The organism is Streptomyces sp. NBC_00210, from assembly GCF_045160975.1.
In the GTDB taxonomy this organism is placed as follows: domain Bacteria; phylum Actinomycetota; class Actinomycetes; order Streptomycetales; family Streptomycetaceae; genus Streptomyces.
This window is the reverse complement of sequence record NZ_CP108120.1, coordinates 5551452-5571966: the sequence shown is the minus strand read 5'-3', so window position 1 is coordinate 5571966 and position 20515 is coordinate 5551452. Positions and strand designations below refer to the sequence as shown.

Annotated in this window: 17 protein-coding genes; 14 read left to right on the top strand and 3 right to left on the bottom strand. The window is 69.5% G+C overall.

What is annotated here, in order from left to right:
* The first annotated feature begins 74 nt into the window (after positions 1-74).
* From OG729_RS25285 to OG729_RS25240, 10 genes are all read left to right on the top strand, one after another.
* On the top strand, positions 75-1691 hold the full coding sequence (locus OG729_RS25285) for a carboxyl transferase domain-containing protein (RefSeq protein ID WP_405808190.1): 1617 nt from the start codon (positions 75-77) through the stop codon (positions 1689-1691).
* Between the two features lie 14 nt (positions 1692-1705).
* Positions 1706-3766: an acetyl-CoA carboxylase biotin carboxylase subunit gene (locus OG729_RS25280; protein WP_405811276.1), complete on the top strand. Its 2061-nt coding sequence runs from the start codon at positions 1706-1708 to the stop codon at positions 3764-3766.
* Positions 3763-4704: a hydroxymethylglutaryl-CoA lyase gene (locus tag OG729_RS25275; protein ID WP_405808189.1), complete on the top strand. Its 942-nt coding sequence runs from the start codon at positions 3763-3765 to the stop codon at positions 4702-4704. Before OG729_RS25280 ends, OG729_RS25275 begins: the two co-directional genes overlap by 4 nt.
* A gap of 2 nt (positions 4705-4706) precedes the next feature.
* Positions 4707-5867 (top strand): acyl-CoA dehydrogenase family protein, encoded by a 1161-nt coding sequence (locus tag OG729_RS25270; RefSeq protein ID WP_405808188.1) that lies wholly within the window; start codon positions 4707-4709, stop codon positions 5865-5867.
* Between the two features lie 196 nt (positions 5868-6063).
* The gene (locus OG729_RS25265; protein ID WP_405811274.1) at positions 6064-7089 is read left to right on the top strand and encodes an ABC transporter substrate-binding protein; all 1026 of its coding nucleotides are present in this window, start codon (positions 6064-6066) and stop codon (positions 7087-7089) included.
* 2 nt (positions 7090-7091) lie between these two features.
* The gene (locus tag OG729_RS25260) at positions 7092-7943 is read left to right on the top strand and encodes a siderophore-interacting protein (RefSeq protein ID WP_405808187.1); all 852 of its coding nucleotides are present in this window, start codon (positions 7092-7094) and stop codon (positions 7941-7943) included.
* Between the two features lie 119 nt (positions 7944-8062).
* A complete protein-coding gene (locus tag OG729_RS25255; protein WP_360872440.1) occupies positions 8063-9505 on the top strand; it encodes an aspartate aminotransferase family protein in 1443 nt (480 codons plus the stop codon).
* On the top strand, positions 9489-10772 hold the full coding sequence (locus OG729_RS25250) for a lysine N(6)-hydroxylase/L-ornithine N(5)-oxygenase family protein (protein WP_405808186.1): 1284 nt from the start codon (positions 9489-9491) through the stop codon (positions 10770-10772). The genes OG729_RS25255 and OG729_RS25250 overlap by 17 nt, the downstream gene beginning before the upstream one ends.
* Positions 10769-11299 carry a GNAT family N-acetyltransferase gene (locus OG729_RS25245; protein ID WP_405808185.1) on the top strand — a complete coding sequence of 177 codons (531 nt, stop codon included), beginning with the start codon at positions 10769-10771 and terminating at the stop codon, positions 11297-11299. The genes OG729_RS25250 and OG729_RS25245 overlap by 4 nt, the downstream gene beginning before the upstream one ends.
* A complete protein-coding gene (locus OG729_RS25240; RefSeq protein WP_405808184.1) occupies positions 11296-13077 on the top strand; it encodes an IucA/IucC family protein in 1782 nt (593 codons plus the stop codon). Before OG729_RS25245 ends, OG729_RS25240 begins: the two co-directional genes overlap by 4 nt.
* A gap of 131 nt (positions 13078-13208) precedes the next feature.
* On the opposite strand, the gene OG729_RS25235 is transcribed toward OG729_RS25240, so the two are convergent.
* Complete coding sequence (locus OG729_RS25235) at positions 13209-14876, bottom strand: beta-N-acetylhexosaminidase (RefSeq protein ID WP_405811272.1); 1668 nt, start codon at positions 14874-14876, stop codon at positions 13209-13211.
* 124 nt (positions 14877-15000) lie between these two features.
* On the opposite strand from OG729_RS25235, the gene OG729_RS25230 reads away from it, so the two are divergent.
* The 3 genes from OG729_RS25230 to glmS all read left to right on the top strand — a co-directional run bounded on the left by OG729_RS25230 (position 15001) and on the right by glmS (position 18099).
* On the top strand, positions 15001-15873 hold the full coding sequence (locus tag OG729_RS25230) for a DUF4429 domain-containing protein (protein ID WP_405808183.1): 873 nt from the start codon (positions 15001-15003) through the stop codon (positions 15871-15873).
* Positions 15874-15950: 77 nt separating this feature from the next.
* Entirely contained in the window at positions 15951-16238 is a 288-nt protein-coding gene (locus OG729_RS25225) for a hypothetical protein (protein ID WP_360872458.1), read from the top strand.
* A 43-nt stretch (positions 16239-16281) separates the two neighbouring features.
* Positions 16282-18099 (top strand): glutamine--fructose-6-phosphate transaminase (isomerizing), encoded by a 1818-nt coding sequence (gene glmS, locus OG729_RS25220; protein ID WP_405808182.1) that lies wholly within the window; start codon positions 16282-16284, stop codon positions 18097-18099.
* 204 nt (positions 18100-18303) lie between these two features.
* Here the strand turns inward: glmS and OG729_RS25215 are convergent, their stop codons facing one another.
* On the bottom strand, positions 18304-18873 hold the full coding sequence (locus OG729_RS25215; RefSeq protein ID WP_360872464.1) for an acetate uptake transporter: 570 nt from the start codon (positions 18871-18873) through the stop codon (positions 18304-18306).
* A gap of 179 nt (positions 18874-19052) precedes the next feature.
* Complete coding sequence (locus OG729_RS25210) at positions 19053-19574, bottom strand: universal stress protein (protein WP_360872467.1); 522 nt, start codon at positions 19572-19574, stop codon at positions 19053-19055.
* A 405-nt stretch (positions 19575-19979) separates the two neighbouring features.
* Between OG729_RS25210 and OG729_RS25205 the strand changes: the two genes are divergently transcribed.
* Positions 19980-20384 carry a hypothetical protein gene (locus tag OG729_RS25205; protein WP_405808181.1) on the top strand — a complete coding sequence of 135 codons (405 nt, stop codon included), beginning with the start codon at positions 19980-19982 and terminating at the stop codon, positions 20382-20384.
* Positions 20385-20515: the final 131 nt, after the last annotated feature.

Genomic DNA, 20515 nt, shown 5'->3' with positions numbered 1-20515 from the left:
GACAGAGGTGTTAGCGGTCGTTAACCTAGGTGAAACACGTTAACGCTCATTAACCGAGCAAGGGAGCTCGAGCGATGCAGCAGGCACCTGTGCTGGCGAGCGCGGCAGATCCCGCCTCCCCGGCCTGGCAGGCCAATGAGGCGGCGCACCAAGAACTGGCCGACGCCCTGCGCGCCAAGCTCGTCGCGGCCCGCGAGGGCGGCGGCGAGAAGGCCCGCGCGCGCCACACCGCGCGCGGAAAGCTGCTGCCCCGCGACCGCGTGGACACCCTCCTCGACCCGGGCTCGCCCTTCCTGGAGCTGGCGCCCCTCGCGGCCGAGGGGATGTACGGGGGTCAGGCCCCGGCGGCAGGCGTCATCGCGGGCATCGGCCGGGTCAGCGGCCGCGAGGTCGTCGTCGTCGCCAATGACGCCACCGTCAAGGGCGGCACGTACTACCCCATGACGGTCAAGAAGCATCTGCGCGCCCAGGAGGTGGCGCTGGAGAACCGCCTGCCCTGCGTCTATCTCGTCGACTCCGGCGGCGCCTTCCTGCCCATGCAGGACGAGGTCTTCCCCGACCGCGAGCACTTCGGGCGGATCTTCTACAACCAGGCCCGGATGTCCGGCGCCGGCATCCCCCAGATCGCCGCGGTCCTCGGCTCCTGCACGGCCGGCGGGGCGTATGTCCCGGCGATGAGCGACGAGGCCGTCATCGTACGCAACCAGGGCACGATCTTCCTCGGCGGCCCGCCCCTGGTGAAGGCCGCGACCGGCGAGGTCGTCACGGCCGAGGAGCTCGGCGGCGGCGAGGTCCACTCCCGTATCTCCGGAGTCACCGACCATCTCGCCGAGGACGACGCCCACGCGCTGCGGATCGTACGGAACATCGTGGCGACGCTCCCCGAGCGCGGCCCGCTCCCCTGGTCGGTCGAACCGGCCGAGGAGCCCAAGGTCGATCCCGCCGGTCTTTACGGCGCGGTGCCGGTGGACTCCCGCACCCCCTATGACGTGCGTGAGGTGATCGCCCGGGTCGTGGACGGCTCCCGGTTCCAGGAGTTCAAGTCCGAGTTCGGACAGACCCTCATCACCGGCTTCGCCCGCATCCACGGCCACCCGGTCGGCATCGTCGCCAACAACGGCATCCTGTTCTCCGAATCCGCCCAGAAGGGCGCGCACTTCATCGAACTGTGCGACCAGCGCGGCATCCCCCTGCTCTTCCTGCAGAACATCTCGGGCTTCATGGTCGGCCGCGACTACGAGGCGGGCGGCATCGCCAAGCACGGCGCCAAGATGGTCACAGCCGTGGCCTGCACGCGCGTGCCGAAGCTGACGGTCGTCATCGGCGGTTCTTACGGCGCGGGGAACTACTCGATGTGCGGCCGGGCGTACTCCCCGCGCTTCCTGTGGATGTGGCCCAACGCCAAGATCTCGGTGATGGGCGGCGAGCAGGCCGCCTCGGTGCTGGCCACGGTGAAGCGCGACCAGTTGGAGGGCCGCGGCGAAACGTGGTCCGCGGAGGACGAAGAGACCTTCAAGAGCCCGATCCGGGCCCAGTACGAGTCCCAGGGCAATGCGTACTACGCGACGGCCCGGCTCTGGGACGACGGTGTGATCGACCCGCTGGAGACCCGCCAGGTGCTCGGTCTCGCGCTCACCGCCTGCGCCAATGCCCCGTTGACCGACCCCGCCTTCGGCGTCTTCCGGATGTGAGACGGACCATGACGATGTTCAGCACAGTCCTTGTCGCCAACCGGGGCGAGATCGCGGTGCGCGTCATCCGCACGCTGCGCGCGATGGGCATCCGCTCGGTCGCCGTCTTCAGCGACGCCGACGCCGATGCCCGGCATGTACGGGAGGCGGACACCGCGGTCCGCATCGGCCCCGCACCCGCGGCCGAGAGCTATCTCTCGGTGGAACGCCTGCTGGAGGCCGCCGCGCGCACGGGCGCGGAAGCGGTCCACCCTGGCTATGGCTTCCTCGCGGAGAACGCGGGCTTCGCGCAGGCCTGCGCGGATGCGGGCCTGGTCTTCATCGGCCCGTCCGCCGAAGCCATCTCCCTGATGGGCGACAAGATCCGCGCGAAGGAGACGGTGCGGGCGGCGGGTGTGCCCGTGGTGCCCGGCTCCTCGGGATCGGGCCTGACCGACGATCAACTGGCCGATGCCGCACGGGAGATCGGCATGCCGGTGCTGCTGAAGCCCTCGGCGGGCGGCGGCGGCAAGGGCATGCGGCTCACCCGGGTCGAGTCCGCGCTGCTCGAGGAGATCGCGGCGGCCCGCCGCGAGGCGCGCGCCTCCTTCGGCGACGACACGCTGCTCGTGGAGCGGTGGATCGACCGGCCCCGGCACATCGAGATCCAGGTCCTGGCGGACGGCCATGGCCATGTGGTCCATCTCGGCGAGCGCGAGTGCTCCTTGCAACGCCGCCACCAGAAGATCATCGAGGAGGCGCCGTCCGTCCTGCTCGACGAGAAGACCCGCGCCGCGATGGGCGAGGCGGCGGTGCAGGCGGCCCGCTCGTGCGGCTACCGGGGGGCGGGCACGGTCGAGTTCATCGTCCCGGGCAATGACCCGTCCGCGTACTACTTCATGGAGATGAACACCCGCCTCCAGGTCGAGCACCCGGTGACCGAGCTCATCACCGGTCTTGACCTGGTGGAGTGGCAGCTGCGGGTCGCGGCGGGCGAGCAACTGCCGTTCGCGCAGGAGGACATCACGCTCACGGGCCATGCGATCGAGGCCCGTGTCTGCGCGGAGGACCCGGCACGGGGCTTTTTGCCCTCCGGCGGTACGGTGCTCGCGCTGCACGAGCCACAGAGCGACGGTGTGCGCACCGACTCCGGGCTCACCCAGGGCACCGAGGTCGGCAGCCTGTACGACCCGATGCTGTCGAAGGTCATCGCGTACGGCCCGGACCGCGCGACGGCACTGCGCCGGCTGCGGGCGGCCCTCGCGGACACGGTCACCCTCGGCGTCCCGACGAACGCGGGCTTCCTGCGCCGGCTGCTGGCCCATCCGGACGTGGTCTCGGGCGACTTGGACACGGGGCTGGTGGAGCGGGAGGGGCCGGGCCTGGTGCCGGTGGGTGTGCCGGACGAGGTGTACGCGACGGCGGCGCTGCTGGCGCAGGGGGAATTGCGGCTCCGCGGCGTGGCTGCCGGGGGCTGGACGGATCCTTTCGGGGTGGCCAACGGCTGGCGCCTGGGCGGCGTCCCCGCCTGGACGGTCCGCGACTTCCGGGTACCGAGCCACGACCCGGTGACGCTTCGCGTGCGCGGCAGAGCGACGGACGCGGAACTCCTGCCCGGCGAAGCCGTGGCAGCACCCGGCGAGGTGAGGGCAGCACCCGGCGAGGTGGAGGAAAAGCTCCCCGCCCGCACCCGGCTCGTCCACGCCGCCGCAGGCCACGTCACCGTCGAACTCGACGGTGTCACCCACACCTTCACCCACGCCCCCTCCCCGGAGGGGACCTGGCTCGGGCGGGACGGCGACAGCTGGCATGTCCTGGACCACGACCCCGTCGAGGCGAGCCTCACCGGCGCCGCGCGGGCCGGTGTGGACACGCTCGCCGCGCCCATGCCCGGCACCGTCACCGTCGTCAAGGTCGGCGTCGGGGACGAGGTCGACGCGGGCCAGAGCCTGCTCGTCGTCGAGGCGATGAAGATGGAGCACGTCATCTCCGCCCCGCACGCCGGCACCGTCACCGAGCTCGACGTCACACCCGGCACGACCGTCGCCATGGACCAGGTCCTGGCCGTCGTCACCCCGAGGGAGGAGGAGGCATGACCGACGGGCTGCCCATGGAGGTCCCCGCGCAGGATCTGCCGCCCCGCGTCCGTATCCACGAGGTCGGCGCCCGCGACGGGCTGCAGAACGAGCAGTCGGTGGTCCCCACCGAGGTCAAGGCCGAGTTCATCCACCGGCTCGCCGACGCCGGGCTGACCACGATCGAGGCGACCAGCTTTGTGCACCCCAAGTGGGTGCCCCAACTTGCCGACGCCGAGCAGCTGTTCCCCCTCCTCGGCGACATCGAGGGCGTCGCGCTGCCCGTCCTCGTGCCGAACGAACGCGGCCTGGAGCGGGCCATTGCCCTCGGCGCGCGCAGGATCGCCGTGTTCGGGTCCGCGACCGAGACCTTCGCGCAGCGCAATCTCAACCGCAGCGTCGACGAGTCGCTCGCCATGTTCGAGCCGGTCGTCGCCAAGGCGCGCGCCGACAAGATCCATGTCCGCGGCTATCTCTCCATGTGCTTCGGCGACCCGTGGGAGGGCCCGGTCCCGGTCCACCAGGTCGTGCGGGTGGCCAAGCAGCTCATGGATCTCGGCTGCGACGAGCTGAGCCTCGGCGACACCATCGGCGTGGCCACGCCCGGCCATGTGCTGGCGCTTCTCGCGCAGCTCAACGAGGAGGGCGTGCCCACCAGCGCCATCGGTGTGCACTTCCACGACACCTACGGCCAGGCCCTGGCCAACACTCTCGCCGCGCTCCAGCACGGAGTGGGAACCGTGGATGCCTCCGCGGGCGGCCTGGGCGGCTGCCCGTACGCGAAGAGCGCGACCGGAAACCTCGCCACCGAAGACCTCGTGTGGATGCTCGACGGCCTCGGCATCGAGACCGGGGTCGACCTCGGCCGGCTCACCGCCACCAGCGTGTGGATGGCCGAACAGCTGGGTCGTCCCAGCCCCTCCCGCACCGTACGTGCCCTCTCCCACAAGGAGTCGTAGCAATGTCGCTCGACCATCGCCTCACCCCTGAACACGAGGAACTGCGCCGCACCGTCGAGGCGTTCGCGCACGACGTCGTCGCGCCGAAGATCGGCGACTTCTACGAGCGCCATGAGTTCCCGTACGAGATCGTCCGCGAGATGGGCCGCATGGGCCTGTTCGGGCTGCCTTTCCCCGAGGAGTACGGCGGCATGGGCGGCGACTATCTCGCTCTCGGCATCGCCCTGGAGGAGCTGGCCCGCGTCGACTCGTCCGTCGCGATCACTCTGGAGGCGGGTGTCTCGCTGGGCGCGATGCCCGTGTACCGCTTCGGCACCGAGGAGCAGAAGCAGGAGTGGCTGCCCCGGCTCTGCTCGGGCGAGCTGCTCGGCGCGTTCGGGCTGACCGAGCCCGGCGCCGGCTCGGACGCGGGCGGTACGCGGACGACGGCCGTCCGCGACGGCGACGAGTGGGTGATCAACGGCTCGAAGTGCTTCATCACCAACTCCGGCACGGACATCACCGGACTGGTCACGGTCACCGCGGTAACCGGTCGCACGCCCGAGGGCAAGCCGCTGATCTCCTCGATCATCGTGCCGTCCGGCACCCCCGGCTTCACGGTCGCGGCCCCGTACTCCAAGGTCGGGTGGAATGCCTCGGACACCCGGGAGCTGTCCTTCGACGACGTCCGGGTGCCGCTGGCCAATCTGCTGGGCGAAGAGGGCCGTGGATACGCCCAGTTCCTGCGCATCCTCGACGAGGGCCGGATCGCCATCTCGGCGCTCGCGACCGGGCTCGCGCAGGGCTGTGTGGACGAGTCCGTGAAGTACGCCAAGGAGCGGCACGCGTTCGGCCGCCCGATCGGTGACAACCAGGCCATCCAGTTCAAGCTCGCCGATATGGAGATGCGGGCGCACATGGCCCGGGTCGGCTGGCGGGACGCGGCCTCGCGTCTGGTGCTGGGCGAGCCGTTCAAGAAGGAGGCGGCGCTCGCCAAGCTGTACTCCTCCACGGTCGCGGTGGACAACGCCCGGGAGGCCACCCAGATCCACGGCGGCTACGGCTTCATGAACGAGTACCCGGTGGCCAGGATGTGGCGCGATTCCAAGATTCTGGAGATCGGCGAGGGCACCAGCGAGGTGCAAAGGATGCTGATCGCGAGGGAGTTGGGCCTGACCGGCTGAGGCCGCCCGGAGGGCTGATACGGCCCGAGGGCAGGAACGGGGACGGCCGGCTTCCGGTCGTCCCCGGTGCGGGTTCGGTCCCCGACCACCGGACGTGCCCGGTTTCCGGCTGCGCACTGGACAGCGAGTGAGGTTAGGCTAACCTATCCTCGAACTGCCAGTGGCCGAACCGGCACGTACGAAAGCGGACATCATCATGCCCAACGCCCGCCCCTCCCACCCCACCCGCCGCGGCGTGCTCGCCGCGGGCAGTGCCCTCGGGCTCGGCGCCGTGCTGGCCGCCTGCGGCAGCGGGGACACCAAGGACAGCACGGGCAAGTCCGCCGAGAAGTCCGGCCCCTGGTCCTTCAAGGACGACCGCGGCACGGATGTGAAGCTGAAGTCCACGCCGAAGAACATCGTCGCCTTCACCGGCACCGCCGCCGCCCTCCACGACTACGGCGTCGAGGTCAAGGGCGTGTTCGGCCCGACCAAGACCAAGGACGACAAGCCCGACGTCCAGGCCGGCGACCTCGACGTCACCAAGGTCACCATCCTCGGCAACGTCTACGGCAAGTTCAACATCGAGCAGTACGCGGCGCTCAACCCCGAGCTGCTCATCACCAACATGTGGGCCAAGAACGACCCGTGGTACGTACCGCCGCAGTCCAAGGACAAGATCATGAAGCTGGCCCCCAGCGTTCTGCTGTGGGCGGCCGAGACGACGATGGCCAAGGCCCTGCAGCGCCACGCCGAGCTCGCCGAGTCGCTCGGCGGTGACGTCAAGGGCAAGAAGGCGGCCGATGCCAAGGCCCGCTTCGAGAAGGGCGCGGCCCGGCTGCGCGCCGCCGCCAAGGCCCGGCCGGACATCAAGGTCCTGATCGGATCCGGCAGCCAGGACCTTCTCTATGTCTCCGTACCGAAGATGTCCGCCGACACCCTGTACTTCCAGGAGCTTGGCGTGAAGTTCGTCGAGCCCAAGCCGAACGCACAGGGCTTCTTCGAGGAGCTCAGCTGGGAGAACGCCGGCAAGTACGGCGCCGACCTCATCATCCTGGACAACCGCACCGGAACCCTGCAGGCCGACTCGCTGAAGACCAAGCCGACCTGGGCCGGGCTGCCCGCCGTCAAGGCCGGCCAGGTCATCCCGCGCGTCACCGAGCCGATCTACTCCTACGACAAGTGCGCGCCGATCATCGAGGACCTGGCCAAGGCCATCGAGACCGCGAAGAAGGTCGCCTGACCATGACGACGACTGCCGAGCTCGCCCCGTTCCGCTTCTTCGACCTGCAGGTTGTACGGACCAGGCGGCTCGGCCCGTCCATGGTCCGCATCACTTTCGCTGGAGAGGCCCTCAAGGACTTCGCCGCCGGAGGCCGCGACCAGTCCCTCTCGCTGTTTCTGCCGCACCCGGGCCAGCAGGCCCCGGTCGTGCCCGTGGACGCGGGCGACGGCAGTGCGATATTCGCGGCCTGGCGCGCGCTGCCCGACGACGTACGGGCCGTGATGCGCTCGTACACCGTGCGGGAGCAGCGCCGGGACTCCGATGAGGTCGACATCGACTTCGCGCTCCACGCCGATGGCGGGCCCGCCTGCCGTTGGGCCCAGCAGGCCGCGCCCGGGCACCGCGTGATGGTGCTCGGCCCCGCGATCGCCGACAACACCGCCGTACGCTTCCGGCCGCCCGAGGACACCGACTGGGTGCTGATCTGGGCCGACGAGACGGCCCTGCCGGCCGCCGCGGCGATCCTGGAGTGGCTGCCCGCCGGGACGAAGGCCCGGGTCTGGCTGGAGGTGCCGCACACCGAGGACCGCCAGGACCTGAAGACGGCGGCGGACGCCCGCATCACCTGGCTCGTACGGGACGAAGGCGCGCTCTCGGCCCTGGAGGCGGTGAGCGGGGCCGAGTTGCCCGAAGGCACTGCGTATGCCTGGATCGCGGGCGAGTCGGGCAGTGTGAAGGCGCTGCGCCGTCATCTGGTGCGTGAGCGTGAACTCGACCGCCGCCGCGTCACGTTCGTCGGCTACTGGCGGCGCGGCGTGAGCGAGGACGGCCTGCGCGAGGAAGCCGCGACAGAAGAGTCCTCCGACATGTGAACCACGGCAGGAGCGCCGTACCCCGAGGGGGCGAGGATCCACTGCCGAAGTAAGTTAGGTTAGGCTAACCTTGCTTCGACAGTCCCTCGCCCCCCTCGCTTGTCCGGAGGACATTTGCCATGCGCTCGCACCTGCTCAATGACGTAACGGCGGAGAGCTACCGGCGCTCCGTGACCGAAGGAGTCGAGCGGGTGGCGAATCGACTCGCCACAACCCGGCGGCCGTTCACCGGCGTGAGTGCCGACGATCTCGCTCCGGTGATCTCCGCGGTCGACCTCGACCAGCCGCTCGGCGACGCCTCCGCCGCGCTCGACGAGCTGGAGCGGGTCTATCTGCAGGACGCCGTCTACTTCCACCACCCCCGCTACCTCGGCCACCTGAACTGCCCGGTCGTTATCCCGGCCGTCCTCGGCGAGGCGGTGCTCTCCGCGGTCAACTCCTCGCTGGACACCTGGGACCAGAGCGCCGGCGGCACCCTCATCGAGCGCCGCCTCATCGACTGGACCGCGCAGCGCATCGGCCTCGGCACCGCCGCCGACGGGGTCTTCACCAGCGGCGGCACCCAGTCCAACCTCCAGGCGCTGCTGCTCGCCCGCGAAGAGGCCAAGACGGGCGACCTCGCGAAACTGCGCATCTTCACCTCCGAGTGCAGCCACTTCAGCGTGCAGAAGTCGGCGTCCCTGCTCGGCCTCGGCCGTGAGGCCGTCGTATCGATCCCGGTCGACCGCAACAAGCGGATGCAGACCGTCGCACTCGCCGCCGAGCTGGCGCGCTGCTCGCGCGAGGGCCTGGTCCCGATGGCGGTCGTGGCGACCGCCGGCACCACCGACTTCGGCTCCATCGACCCGCTGCCCGAGATCGCCGAGCTGGCGGAGCAGTACGGGACCTGGATGCATGTGGACGCCGCGTACGGCTGCGGCCTGCTGGCCTCCCCCAGCCGCCGCCATCTCCTGGACGGCATCGAGCACGCCGACTCGGTCACCGTCGACTACCACAAGTCCTTCTTCCAACCGGTGAGTTCTTCCGCCGTGCTGGTGCGGGACGCGGCCACGCTCGGCCATGCCACGTACCACGCGGACTACCTCAACCCGCGGCGCACCCTTGAGGAAGGCATCCCCAACCAGGTCGACAAGTCCCTGCAGACCACGCGCCGCTTCGACGCGCTGAAGCTGTGGATGACGCTGCGCGTGATGGGCGCGGACGGCGTCGGGCAGCTCTTCGACGAGGTCTGCGATCTGGCCGGGGCGGGCTGGGAGCTGCTGGCTGTCGACCCGCGCTATGAGGTGGTCGTCCAGCCGCAGCTGTCGACGCTGGTCTACCGCTACATCCCCGAGGCCGTTACCAGCCCCGCGCTGATCGACCGGGCCAATCTCTATGCCCGCAAGGCGCTGTTCGCGTCCGGTGAGGCGGTGGTGGCCGGGACGAAGGTCGGCGGCCGCCAGTACCTGAAGTTCACCCTGCTCAACCCCGAGACGACGACCCAAGACATCGCCGCCGTACTCGATCTGATCGCCGGCCACGCCGAGCAGTACCTGGGAGCAAATCTTGTCCACGCCTCTTGAGCCCCGTGAGTCTCTTGAGCCCCTCGATTTCATCGGCATCGGGCTCGGGCCCTTCAACCTCGGCCTGGCCTGCCTGACCGAGCCGATCGACGAACTGGACGGCCTCTTCCTGGAGTCCAAGCCGGACTTCGAGTGGCACTCGGGCATGTTCCTGGAAGGCGCTCACCTCCAGACGCCGTTCATGTCGGACCTGGTCACCCTCGCCGACCCCACGTCCCCGTACTCCTTCCTCAACTATCTGAAGGAATCGGGGCGGCTGTACTCCTTCTACATCCGCGAGAACTTCTATCCGCTGCGGACCGAGTACAACGACTACTGCCGCTGGGCCGCCGCCAAACTGAGCTCCGTCCGCTTCAGCACGACGGTCGAGCGGGTCGAGTACGAGAACGAGCTGTACGTCGTCCACACCACGGCCGGCGAGCGGTTCCGCGCCCGCCGCCTCGTCCTGGGCACCGGCACACCGCCGTACATACCCGAGTCCTGCCAGGGCCTCGGCGGCGACTTCCTGCACAACTCGCGCTACCTCGACCACAAGGAGGCGCTCCAGCAGAAGGAGTCGATCACCCTCGTCGGCAGCGGGCAGAGCGCCGGGGAGATCTACTACGACCTGCTCTCCGAGATCGATGTGCACGGCTACCGGCTCAACTGGGTCACGCGCTCCCCGCGGTTCTTCCCGCTGGAGTACACCAAGCTGACGCTGGAGATGACCTCTCCGGAGTACATCGACTACTTCCACGCGCTGCCCGAGGCCACCCGCTACCGCCTGGAATCGCAGCAGAAGGGCCTGTTCAAGGGCATCGACGGGGAGCTGATCGACTCGATCTTCGATCTGCTCTACCAGAAGAGCCTGAAGGGTCCGGTCCCGACCAGACTGCTGACCAACTCGGCTCTGCACAGCGCGACTTACAACGAGGGGTGCTACACGCTGGGGCTGCGCCAGGAGGAGCAGGGCAAGGACTTCGAGCTGCAAACCTCCGGCCTGATCCTGGCCACCGGCTACAGATACGTCACCCCGCAGTTCCTCCGGCCCGTGCTCGACCGGATCCGCCGGGACGGGCAGGGCCGCTTCGACGTCGCCCGCAACTACGCGATCGACACGGCCGGACGCGAGATCTTCCTGCAGAACGCGGGTGTGCACACGCACTCCATCACCTCGCCCGACCTGGGCATGGGCGCATACCGCAACGCCTACATCATCGGCGAGCTGCTGGGGTCCGAGTACTACCCCGTCGAAAAGTCCATCGCGTTCCAGGAGTTCTCGGTATGACCTTCACCGTCCGCCCCCTCGATCCTTTCGCCGACGCCGAGCTGGTGCACGGGTGGGTCACCCACCCCAAGGCCGCCTTCTGGCTGATGCAGGACGCGAAACTGCAGGACGTCGAGCGCGAGTACATGGCGATCACCGCCCATGAGCACCACGACGCCTTCATCGGGCTGAAGGACGGCGTGCCCGTCTTCCTGATGGAGCGCTACAACCCGGCGGAGGTGGAGCTGAAGGGTCTGTACGACGCCCAGCCCGGCGATGTCGGCATGCACTTCCTGGTCGCGCCGGCCGACACCCCCGTGCACGGCTTCACCCGCGCGGTGATCACCGCGGTGATGGAGACGCTGTTCGCCGACCCGGCCACCGAGCGTGTCGTCGTCGAACCGGACGTGCGCAACAAGGCCGTGCACGCGCTCAACGAGGCCGTCGGCTTCGTACCCGCACGAGAGATCAAGAAGCCGGAGAAGGACGCCCTGCTGAGCTTCTGCACCCGCGCCCGGTTCGAGACAGCACGAGGAGTGACGGCATGACCCTGTCCGACGCCGTATCGCATCTGACGCCCGAACTGTGGGAAAAGGCCAACCGGCTGCTCATACGCAAGGCACTGGCGGAGTTCTCGCACGAGCGGCTGCTGACCCCTCAGTCCCTCGGCGAGGACCACTACCGGGTCCTCAGCGACGACTCCGCCACCGAATACCGTTTCACCGCACGCCGGTTCGCGCTGGACCACTGGCAGGTTCTCGCCGACTCCATCACCCGGCACCGGGACGGCGAGTACCAGCCCCTGGACGCACTGGACTTCTTCATCGAGCTGCGCACCTCGCTCGGCCTGAGCGAGACGATCCTGCCGGTCTACCTGGAGGAGATCTCCTCCACACTCTCCGGCACCGCGTACAAACTGGCCAAGAAGCCGGTGACATCCGCCGAGCTGGCCACGGCCGGATTCCAGGCCATCGAGACCGGCATGACCGAGGGCCACCCCTGCTTCGTCGCCAACAACGGCAGGCTGGGCTTCGGGGTGCACGAATACCTCTCGTACGCCCCCGAGACGGCTGCCGATGTCCGCCTGGTCTGGCTCGCCGCCCACCGCGACCGCGCCACCTTCACATCGGGCGCGGGACTGGACTACGAGTCGCTGGTGCGCGCCGAACTCGGCGAGGCGGCCCTGGCCCGGTTCGGCGGACAGCTGAACGCGCTGGGCCTCGACCTCGCCGACTACTTCCTGCTGCCCGTCCACCCCTGGCAGTGGTGGAACAAGATCTCCGTCACCTTCGCCGCCGAGATCGCCCAGCAGCGCCTGGTCTGCCTGGGCACGGGCGACGACGAGTATCTGGCGCAGCAGTCGATCCGCACCTTCTTCAATACGAGCGAGCCGGCGAAGCACTACGTCAAAACCGCCCTGTCCGTCCTCAACATGGGCTTCATGCGGGGCCTTTCGGCCGCGTACATGGAGGCGACCCCGGCGATCAACGACTGGCTCGCGGGTCTGATCGAGCGCGACGACGTCCTCAGGGCGGCCCGCTTCTCGATCATCAGGGAGCGGGCGGCGATCGGCTACCACCACCGCCAGTACGAGCGGGCGACCGACCGCTACTCCCCGTACCGCAAAATGCTCGCCGCGCTGTGGCGGGAGAGCCCGGTGCCGCAGCTGCGGGAGGGCGAGCGGCTGGCGACCATGGCGTCGCTGCTGCATGTGGACCACGAGGGCGCCTCGTTCGCGGGCGCGCTGATCGACGAGTCGGGTCTGCGCCCTGTCGATTGGCTGCGTGGCTATCTGGACGCGTATCTCACGCCCGTACTGCACAGCTTCTACGCGTACGACCTGGTCTTCATGCCGCACGGCGAGAACGTCATCCTCGTCATCGGCGAGGACGGCACGGTCCAGCGGGCGATCTTCAAGGACATCGCCGAGGAGATAGCGGTGATGGACCCGGACGCGGTGCTGCCGCCGGCGGTCGAGCGGATCCGCGCGGACGTGCCCGAACCCATGAAGCTGCTGTCGATCCTCACCGATGTCTTCGACTGCTTCTTCCGCTTCCTGGGGGCGGTGCTGGTGTCGGAGGAGCGGCTGGACGAGGAGACGTTCTGGCGGACGGTGGCTCAGAGCGTCCGCGGGTACCAGGAGTCGGTGCCGCATCTCGCGGACAAGTTCAGTCAGTACGACGTGTTCGCGGACGAGTTCGCGCTCTCCTGCCTGAACCGGCTCCAGCTGCGGAACAACGAGCAGATGGTGGATCTGGCGGATCCGTCGGGCGCGCTGCAGCTGGTCGGCGCGCTGGAGAACCCGATCGCGAGGTTCGCCCACTGAGCGGGACGGGCGCGCCGGTGACTACGGTCCCTCACCGGCGCGCCCGTCTCTTGTGGGGGCAACGGCCCCGGCAAATCAAGCCCCGTGGGGTCCCCCGGGAGATTGAGGCGGGGGCGGGGCGAAGCCCCCGCTCAGCCAGAAGGCCACGGCACCTGCGGGCTGCGGTAGAAGTCGATGCCCAGCGCCGCCATCCGCGGCCCCTGCGCCGCCAACCGCAGCCGATACGCCTCCCACCCATGCGTGGACGCGGGCGACCAGCCCAGCTCCGCCACCCCCACCACCCGCGGGAACGCCATGAACTCGATGTGGTCGCTCGTCGAGATCGTCTCCGACCACAGCGGCGCCTCGACCCCCGCCACCGCGGACGCCGGCGCACCCGGCAGATACCTGCCCGGGTCCCAGTCGTAGGACCGGCGCACCTCCACGAATCCGGCCCAGTCCAGGCCCAGCGGGGTGTCCTTGTTGTACTTCATGTCGAGGTAGATCCGGTCCGCGGGCGACAGGATCAGCCCGGTGCCGTTCCGTGCGGCCCTGGCGACCTGTGCCTTCTCCGCGTCGCTGGTGTCGTCCAGACCCCAGTACTGGGCGAGCGCGCCCTTCGCCGGGGTCGCGCCGGTCAGCTGGTGCCAACCGACCACGGTCTTCCCGTACTTGGCGACGATCGGCTGCACCTTGTCCATGAACGCGACATAGTCCGCATGGCTGGTGGAGTGCGCCTCGTCGCCGCCGATGTGGAGGTACTTGCCGGGGGTGAGCGCGGCGAGCTCGCGTACGACGTCGTCCAGGAAGTCGTACGTCACCGGCTTCGGCACACACAGCGAGCTGAAGCCGACGTCCGTGCCGGTGTAGAGGGGCGGCGCGACGCCGGAGCAGTTCAGCTCGGCGTACGAGGCGAGCGCGGCGTTGGTGTGCCCCGGCATGTCGATCTCGGGGACGACCTCCAGATACCGGGAGGCGGCGTGGCGCAGGATCTCCCTGTACTGGTCCTTGGTGTAGTACCCGCCGCGTCCGCCGCCGACCTGGGTGGAGCCGCCGTACGTGGCCAGGCGCGGCCACGAGTCGACGGCGATCCGCCAGCCCTGGTCGTCGGAGAGATGCAGATGCAGTTTGTTGATCTTGTAGAGCGCGAGCTGGTCGATATAGCGCTTGACCTGGTCGACGGTGAAGAAGTGCCGGGAGACGTCGAGCATCGCGCCCCGGTAGGCATAGCGCGGGGTGTCGGTGATGGTGCCGCCGGCGACCTGCCAGGGGCCGGGCTGCCGGGTGTCCTTCTCGACCACGGCGGGCAGCAGCTGGCGCAGTGTCTGCACGGCGTGAAAGAGCCCGGCGGGCTTGCGGGCGGTGAGGGTGAGCGCGCCGGGGGACGACTCCAGCCGGTAGCCCTCGTCGCCGAGGGCTCGCTCGTCGGAGCTCAGCCGCAGCCGGATGCCGCCGGGACCGCGGTCGTGGGTGACGGGCAGACGGTAGCCGGTGGAGGGCCGCAGCAGCCGAGCGAGATAGGAGCCGATCCGGCGCACCTCGGGGGAATGGTGGTCGGCGCGGATACGGGTCAGCGGGGTGAGGGTGTACGGGTCTCCGCCCGGGTGGACGGAGGCGGGCGCCGGGACGATCCGGCCGAGCTGCCGCGGGGCGGCAGCGGGCTGGGCGGGTGCGGGTCCGGCGCCGACGGCGGCGATGCCCGCGGCGGCGACGAGCAGCAGCGAGCCTAACAGTCGGGGTAACGCTCTTGGCTGTCTCACAGGCTGGGTCCCTTCAACGGGCGTCGCGACTGTGGTGCTGAACAACCGAACGGCAGTCATCATGCGTACCGCGCACCCCAGTTGAGGTCAAGGCGGCTGTGCCTTCCCGGGGGCCACCCCCGGGACCCCCGGCCGAGCCTCCCGGACGCGCCCGCGCACACCAGCCCGGTGAAAGAATCCCCGCATGGCGGAAATCATCCAGAAGGACGGCACCTGGGCCTTCGACGGCGACACGGTGCGCATCGTGCCCGGCAACGACAAGAGTGTGAGCCTGCTGCGCAAGACCCTCGGTGAAGTCGCCGTACCGCTGGGCGCGTTGGCCGGGATCTCCTTCGAGCCGGGCAAGAAGTCCGGACGGCTGCGGCTGCGCCTGCGCAACGGCGCCGACCCGCTCCTCCAGATCACCGGCGGCAAGCTGGAGGACGGCTCCGACCCCTACCGGCTGACCGTCGAGAACGACCGCACCGGCGTCGCCGAGTACTTCGTCGACGAGGTCCGCAACGCCCTGCTCCTCGAGCAGGTGGAGACAGGACCCGTCGACAGCTATCTCCTGCCGGGCCCCGCCCTGCCGATCACCGTCGGCGCGGGCGACGGCACCGCCACCTTCGACGGGGAGCGGATCCGCCTGGAGTGGAACTGGAAGACCGAGGAGTCCAAGTCCTCCGGCGGCGCCCGCACCCTCGCCCTGGAGGATGTGGAGTCCGTCGAGTGGCTGCCCTCGGCCGGTCTGGAGAACGGTTACCTCCGCTTCGCCGTGTCCAAGGCCCCGACCAAGGCCCCGCCCAAGTACGACCCGCACGCCGTCGAGCTCTGGGGCTTCCGCAAGGACCCCCTGATGGCACTGGTCGGGGCTGCCGTGGCGGCCCGCATGCCGCACCCGTACGCCCCGGCCCGGATCGCTCCCGCCGATGCTGCACCCGGCGGCGCCGCGCCGGGCGGCGACGATCATGACGTGCTGCTGCGCCGACTGCGTGAGCTCGGCGAGCTGCATCAGGCCGGGATACTGACGGACGAGGAGTTCACCACCGCCAAGCAGGCCGTTCTGAAGCGTCTATGAGGCCCCCGTGACCGCCGACTGCCCGGAATCGGGCAGGATTCTTGCAATCACAGGCGGCGACCCCCCAATATCTACGGGTGCTCGAACATCGCCAGTCGGGGCGCTCGTCCCACGACGACCTCATCGATCACCTGGTGCGCAGCACCGCGCTCCAGCGCGGTGAGGCGGCCCGGGTGGTACTCGACGTGCTGGCGTACTTCGACGAGAAGACCGAGGAATTCGTCCGCCGCCGTCACCGTGAGCTGCAGTCCGGTGGCCTGGCGAACGCGGAGATCTTCGAGCGGATCGCGGCCGAGCTGCCGCACCGCGCCGTGGCGCCGCCGGAGCTCTCGCTCCGCCAGCTGCGCCGCATCGTCTACGGCTGACCGGCCACGGGCACACACCTGATCCACAGAGGGGTAGAACTTTATGTGCGGAATTGTCGGATACATCGGCAAGCGTGATGTGGCACCACTGCTGCTGGAAGGCCTGCAGCGGCTGGAGTACCGGGGTTACGACTCCGCAGGCATCGTGATCACGAGCCCCAAGGCCGCCGGCCTGAAGATGGTCAAGGCCAAGGGCCGGGTCCGTGACCTGGAGGCCCGGGTCCCCAAGCGCTTCGCCGGCACCACCGGCATCGCACACACCCGCTGGGCCACGCACGGCGCCCCGAGCGACATCAACTCGCACCCGCACCTCGACCCCGAGAACAAGGTCGCGGTCGTCCACAACGGCATCGTCGACAACGCCGCCGAGCTGCGCGCGAAGCTGGAGGCGGACGGCGTCGTCTTCGCCTCCGAGACCGACACCGAGGTGATCACCCACCTGATCGCCCGCTCCCAGGCCGAGAAGCTCGAGGAGAAGGTCCGCGAGGCGCTCAAGGTCGTCGAGGGCACCTACGGCATCGCCGTCATGCACGCCGACTTCAGCGACCGCATCGTCGTGGCCCGCAACGGCTCCCCGGTCGTCCTCGGCATCGGCGAGAAGGAGATGTTCGTCGCCTCCGACGTCGCCGCGCTGATCTCCCACACCCGCCAGGTCGTCACCCTGGACGACGGCGAGATGGCCACGCTGAAGGCCGACGACTTCCGCACGTACACGACCTCGGGCACGCGCACCACCGCCACCCCCGAGACCGTCGAGTGGGAGGCCGCCTCCTACGACATGGGCGGCCACGACACGTACATGCACAAGGAGATCTCCGAGCAGTCCGACGCGGTGGACCGCGTCCTGCGCGGCCGCATCGACGAGAAGTTCTCCACCGTGCACCTGGGCGGTCTGAACCTGGACGCCCGCGAGGCCCGTGGTATCCGCCGCGTGAAGATCCTCGGCTGCGGCACCTCGTACCACGCGGGCATGATCGGCGCTGGTCTCATCGAGAACCTGGCCCGGATCCCCGCGGACGCCGAGCCGGCTTCCGAGTTCCGCTACCGCAACCCGGTCGTGGACCCCGACACCCTCTACATCGCGGTCTCCCAGTCGGGTGAGACGTACGACGTGCTCGCCGCGGTGCAGGAGCTCAAGCGCAAGGGCGCCCGCGTCCTCGGCGTGGTCAACGTGGTGGGCTCCGCGATCGCCCGCGAGGCCGACGGCGGCGTGTACGTGCACGCCGGCCCCGAGGTCTGCGTCGTGTCCACCAAGTGCTTCACCAACACGGTGGTCGCCTTCGCGCTGCTCGCCCTGCACCTGGGCCGCATCCGCGACCTCTCGGTCTCCGACGGCAAGCGGATCATCGAGGGCCTGCGCAAGCTGCCCGCGCAGATCAGCGAGATCCTTGAGGGCGAGGCCGAGATCAAGAAGCTCGCCGAGGAGTACGCGGGCGCCAAGTCGATGATGTTCATCGGCCGCGTGCGTGGCTACCCGGTGGCTCTCGAGGCCTCCCTGAAGCTCAAGGAGATCTCCTACATCCACGCCGAGGCCTACCCGGCCTCCGAGCTGAAGCACGGCCCGCTGGCGCTCATCGAGCCCGCCCTGCCGACGGTCGCGATCGTCCCGGACGACGAACTGCTGGAGAAGAACCGCGCTGCCCTGGAGGAGATCAAGGCCCGCAGCGGCCGGATCCTCGCCGTCGCGCACCGCGAGCAGGAGAAGGCCGACCACACGATCATCGTGCCGAAGAACGAGAACGAGCTGGACCCGATCCTGATGGGCATCCCGCTGCAGCTCTTCGCGTACCACACGGCGCTGGCCATGGGCCGGGACATCGACAAGCCGCGCAACCTGGCGAAGTCGGTCACGGTCGAGTAGCTCCTCTTTGCGGCTAAACCGCCGCCGCTCTCGCGGAGGTGGTTGCTCGCCGTCGGGGTTGCTCAATTGATGGTTGCCGTACGACCAGACAAGGGGCGGTCCCTCCGCGCGTTGCCACCCAGGCGCGCGGAGGGACCGCCCTTTTCGTCAGCCGGTGCCGCCCACAGCACCGGCTGCATGGCTGCCCAGAGGCCCGTCAGGACCTCAGCCGGTGGCCGTCACTCCCCGGCCGGCAGCGCGTCCGGAGAAGGTCGGCCATTTGGCGAGGGCCGCCGTTGCGCCGTACCAGGCCGCGAGGCCCGCGACCGCGCCGGCCCAGCCGCCCGCCTTGGCCAGCCCGTCGTTCTCCGCGAACGATGCGATGCCGAGCAGCAGCAGCGATACGAACAAGAGCCCGTACACACCCTGTCCGAACAGTCCGCTGCCCGCGGACGCGGCGGTCAGGGTCAGCGCCAGCAGCGCCCACAGCAGCAGGAAGAGACCTGCCGCCTCTGCCGGCACCTCGGTGCCGACCCCGGTGCCCCAGGTGAACCAGAAGGCGCCGAGACCCGAAAAGGCCGTGCCCGTACCGGCGTTGCCCGCGCGGAACTCGAGCAGTCCGACGATGAACAGTGCGACGCCGCCGACCCACGTCGCGAGTCCGGCCGCGTCCGCCGCCGTCACATTGTCGATCACACCGGTGTTGCCGACGCCGAACGCCAGCAGGGTCAGTCCGAGCGCGAGGTGGCCGAGAGTCGAGGTGCTGGCGCTTCCCGCAGAGACTTCATTGTCCACGGCGGGCTCCCTTCGTGTCCTGTGCAGTTGTTCTGCATCGCTGATTCCCAGCCACCGTTAATTACCCTTCACAAGCGCACAATCCACCTCTACGCGTGGGTAGATTTACCTGCGCACAAAGGGAGTTGACCCCGCCCGACCTGGTGGAAAGCGCAAGTGGAAGCGCGATTACGGGTTGGCTACGGGATGACAACGACGGGCCGCTGCGCGCGCCGCGCGAGCCGTCCCGCCACCGAGCCGAAGATGCGCCCGACGATTCCGTGCGTGGAGCCGACCACGATCGCGTCGGCCGAATACTCCCGGCCGACCTCCTCCAGCTCGTGACAGATGTCGCCACCGCGCTCGACCAGGATCCACGGCACCTCGGTGAGATAGTCCGCGCAGGCCAGCTCCAGACCGAGCACTTCGGTGCGGTGATCGGGGACGTCCACGAAGACCGGGGGCTCGCAGCCCGCCCAGACGGTGGTCGGCAGCCGGTTGGCGACGTGCACGATGATCAGGCCGGAGCCGGACCGCCGGGCCATGCCGATGGCGTACGCGAGCGCCCGCTCACTGGAGGTCGATCCGTCGAAGCCGACGACGACTCCGTGCCGGAAGGCTGGATCGCAGGACTGACATGTCTCTTCCGCCGCCTGCAGGTCCGACAGAGGGTCGGCTACCTGCTTGCGGTCCGCGGGTTCGGGGTTTTCGTGACCGGCCATCGGTGTCTCGGCGAAGAAGTCCTCTGAGGGAGGGATCGTCTCGGGGAGGGTGGTTCGATTGCCCCGGCTGGCATGGCAGTGGAGCTGTGTCCGGGAATCATCTTCCCTGCCCCATACCCCCAAGGGTACGGCGACACTCCTCTCCTGCCCAGAGCTGGCTGCCCCATGCCGCGGCGTTCCAGGGAGCATGCCCGAGCCCGCCCCGTATGGCAATGCCGCTTGGCGTCTACAGCGGTCTGGACACCGCCTCCCGGCCAGTCCGGAGGCAGAGCCCCGTCCGGGGGCTGAGCCCGTCCGGGGGCTGAGCCCGCCCGGAGGCGGAGCCCGTCCGAGGCGGCCCCGGGTGACCGATCCACTCCGCTCCTCGTTGCACCACGGTCATCCCACTGCCTCCAGGGAGCTTTTGTGCCCGCACGACCGCCCGGCCCGCCCCCTGTACCCTCGCCGGTCCCGCGGCGCGGCCGGCGCAGGGCGCCGCGCCGGGTGCAGGAGACGGCCGCCCGGCCCAAGCACTCCCCGGGCCCGTCCGCCGACTCGGCGAGCGACGTGGTGCGCTGGGCGGCGTTCAGCTGTGTGCTCGTACCGGTGGTCCTGGTCGTGTACGGGACGTCGGTGGGCGGGGCGGCCGCCGCGGCCCTCGGCCTCGCCGCTGTGACGGCCGCCTGCCGGGCACTGCTGCGCAAGTCCGAGCGCGAGGCGGCCAGGGCGCGCGCCGCCGGGTCGGCGCCGGCCCGCGGACGGCGCGCGCGGGTGGCCCCCAGGACGCAGCGCGGCGGTCGGCACGGGTCGGGAAGTGCGCCCGTCGACTGACCGTTTCGCACACCCGCACCCATATGTTTTCAGCCAACTTCACGCGAGTGGCCCTGCCTTGGCGAAATGGCCTGCCAACCCCCTTGCCACCAGGGAAGAAAGGACCATTCGCGGCGCTTGCACCCTACGTG

Excerpts from the sequence above, each read along its gene's own strand:
- OG729_RS25285 (WP_405808190.1), top strand. The coding sequence starts at position 75 with ATGCAGCAGGCACCTGTGCTGGCGAGCGCGGCAGATCCCGCCTCCCCG.
- OG729_RS25275 (WP_405808189.1), top strand. The coding sequence starts at position 3,763 with ATGACCGACGGGCTGCCCATGGAGGTCCCCGCGCAGGATCTGCCGCCC.
- glmS (WP_405808182.1), top strand. The coding sequence starts at position 16,282 with ATGTGCGGAATTGTCGGATACATCGGCAAGCGTGATGTGGCACCACTG.
- OG729_RS25270 (WP_405808188.1), top strand. The coding sequence starts at position 4,707 with ATGTCGCTCGACCATCGCCTCACCCCTGAACACGAGGAACTGCGCCGC.
- OG729_RS25235 (WP_405811272.1), bottom strand. The coding sequence starts at position 14,876 with ATGACTGCCGTTCGGTTGTTCAGCACCACAGTCGCGACGCCCGTTGAA.
- OG729_RS25245 (WP_405808185.1), top strand. The coding sequence starts at position 10,769 with ATGACCTTCACCGTCCGCCCCCTCGATCCTTTCGCCGACGCCGAGCTG.
- OG729_RS25255 (WP_360872440.1), top strand. The coding sequence starts at position 8,063 with ATGCGCTCGCACCTGCTCAATGACGTAACGGCGGAGAGCTACCGGCGC.
- OG729_RS25280 (WP_405811276.1), top strand. The coding sequence starts at position 1,706 with ATGTTCAGCACAGTCCTTGTCGCCAACCGGGGCGAGATCGCGGTGCGC.
- OG729_RS25260 (WP_405808187.1), top strand. The coding sequence starts at position 7,092 with ATGACGACGACTGCCGAGCTCGCCCCGTTCCGCTTCTTCGACCTGCAG.
- OG729_RS25265 (WP_405811274.1), top strand. The coding sequence starts at position 6,064 with ATGCCCAACGCCCGCCCCTCCCACCCCACCCGCCGCGGCGTGCTCGCC.
- OG729_RS25240 (WP_405808184.1), top strand. The coding sequence starts at position 11,296 with ATGACCCTGTCCGACGCCGTATCGCATCTGACGCCCGAACTGTGGGAA.
- OG729_RS25230 (WP_405808183.1), top strand. The coding sequence starts at position 15,001 with ATGGCGGAAATCATCCAGAAGGACGGCACCTGGGCCTTCGACGGCGAC.
- OG729_RS25210 (WP_360872467.1), bottom strand. The coding sequence starts at position 19,574 with ATGGCCGGTCACGAAAACCCCGAACCCGCGGACCGCAAGCAGGTAGCC.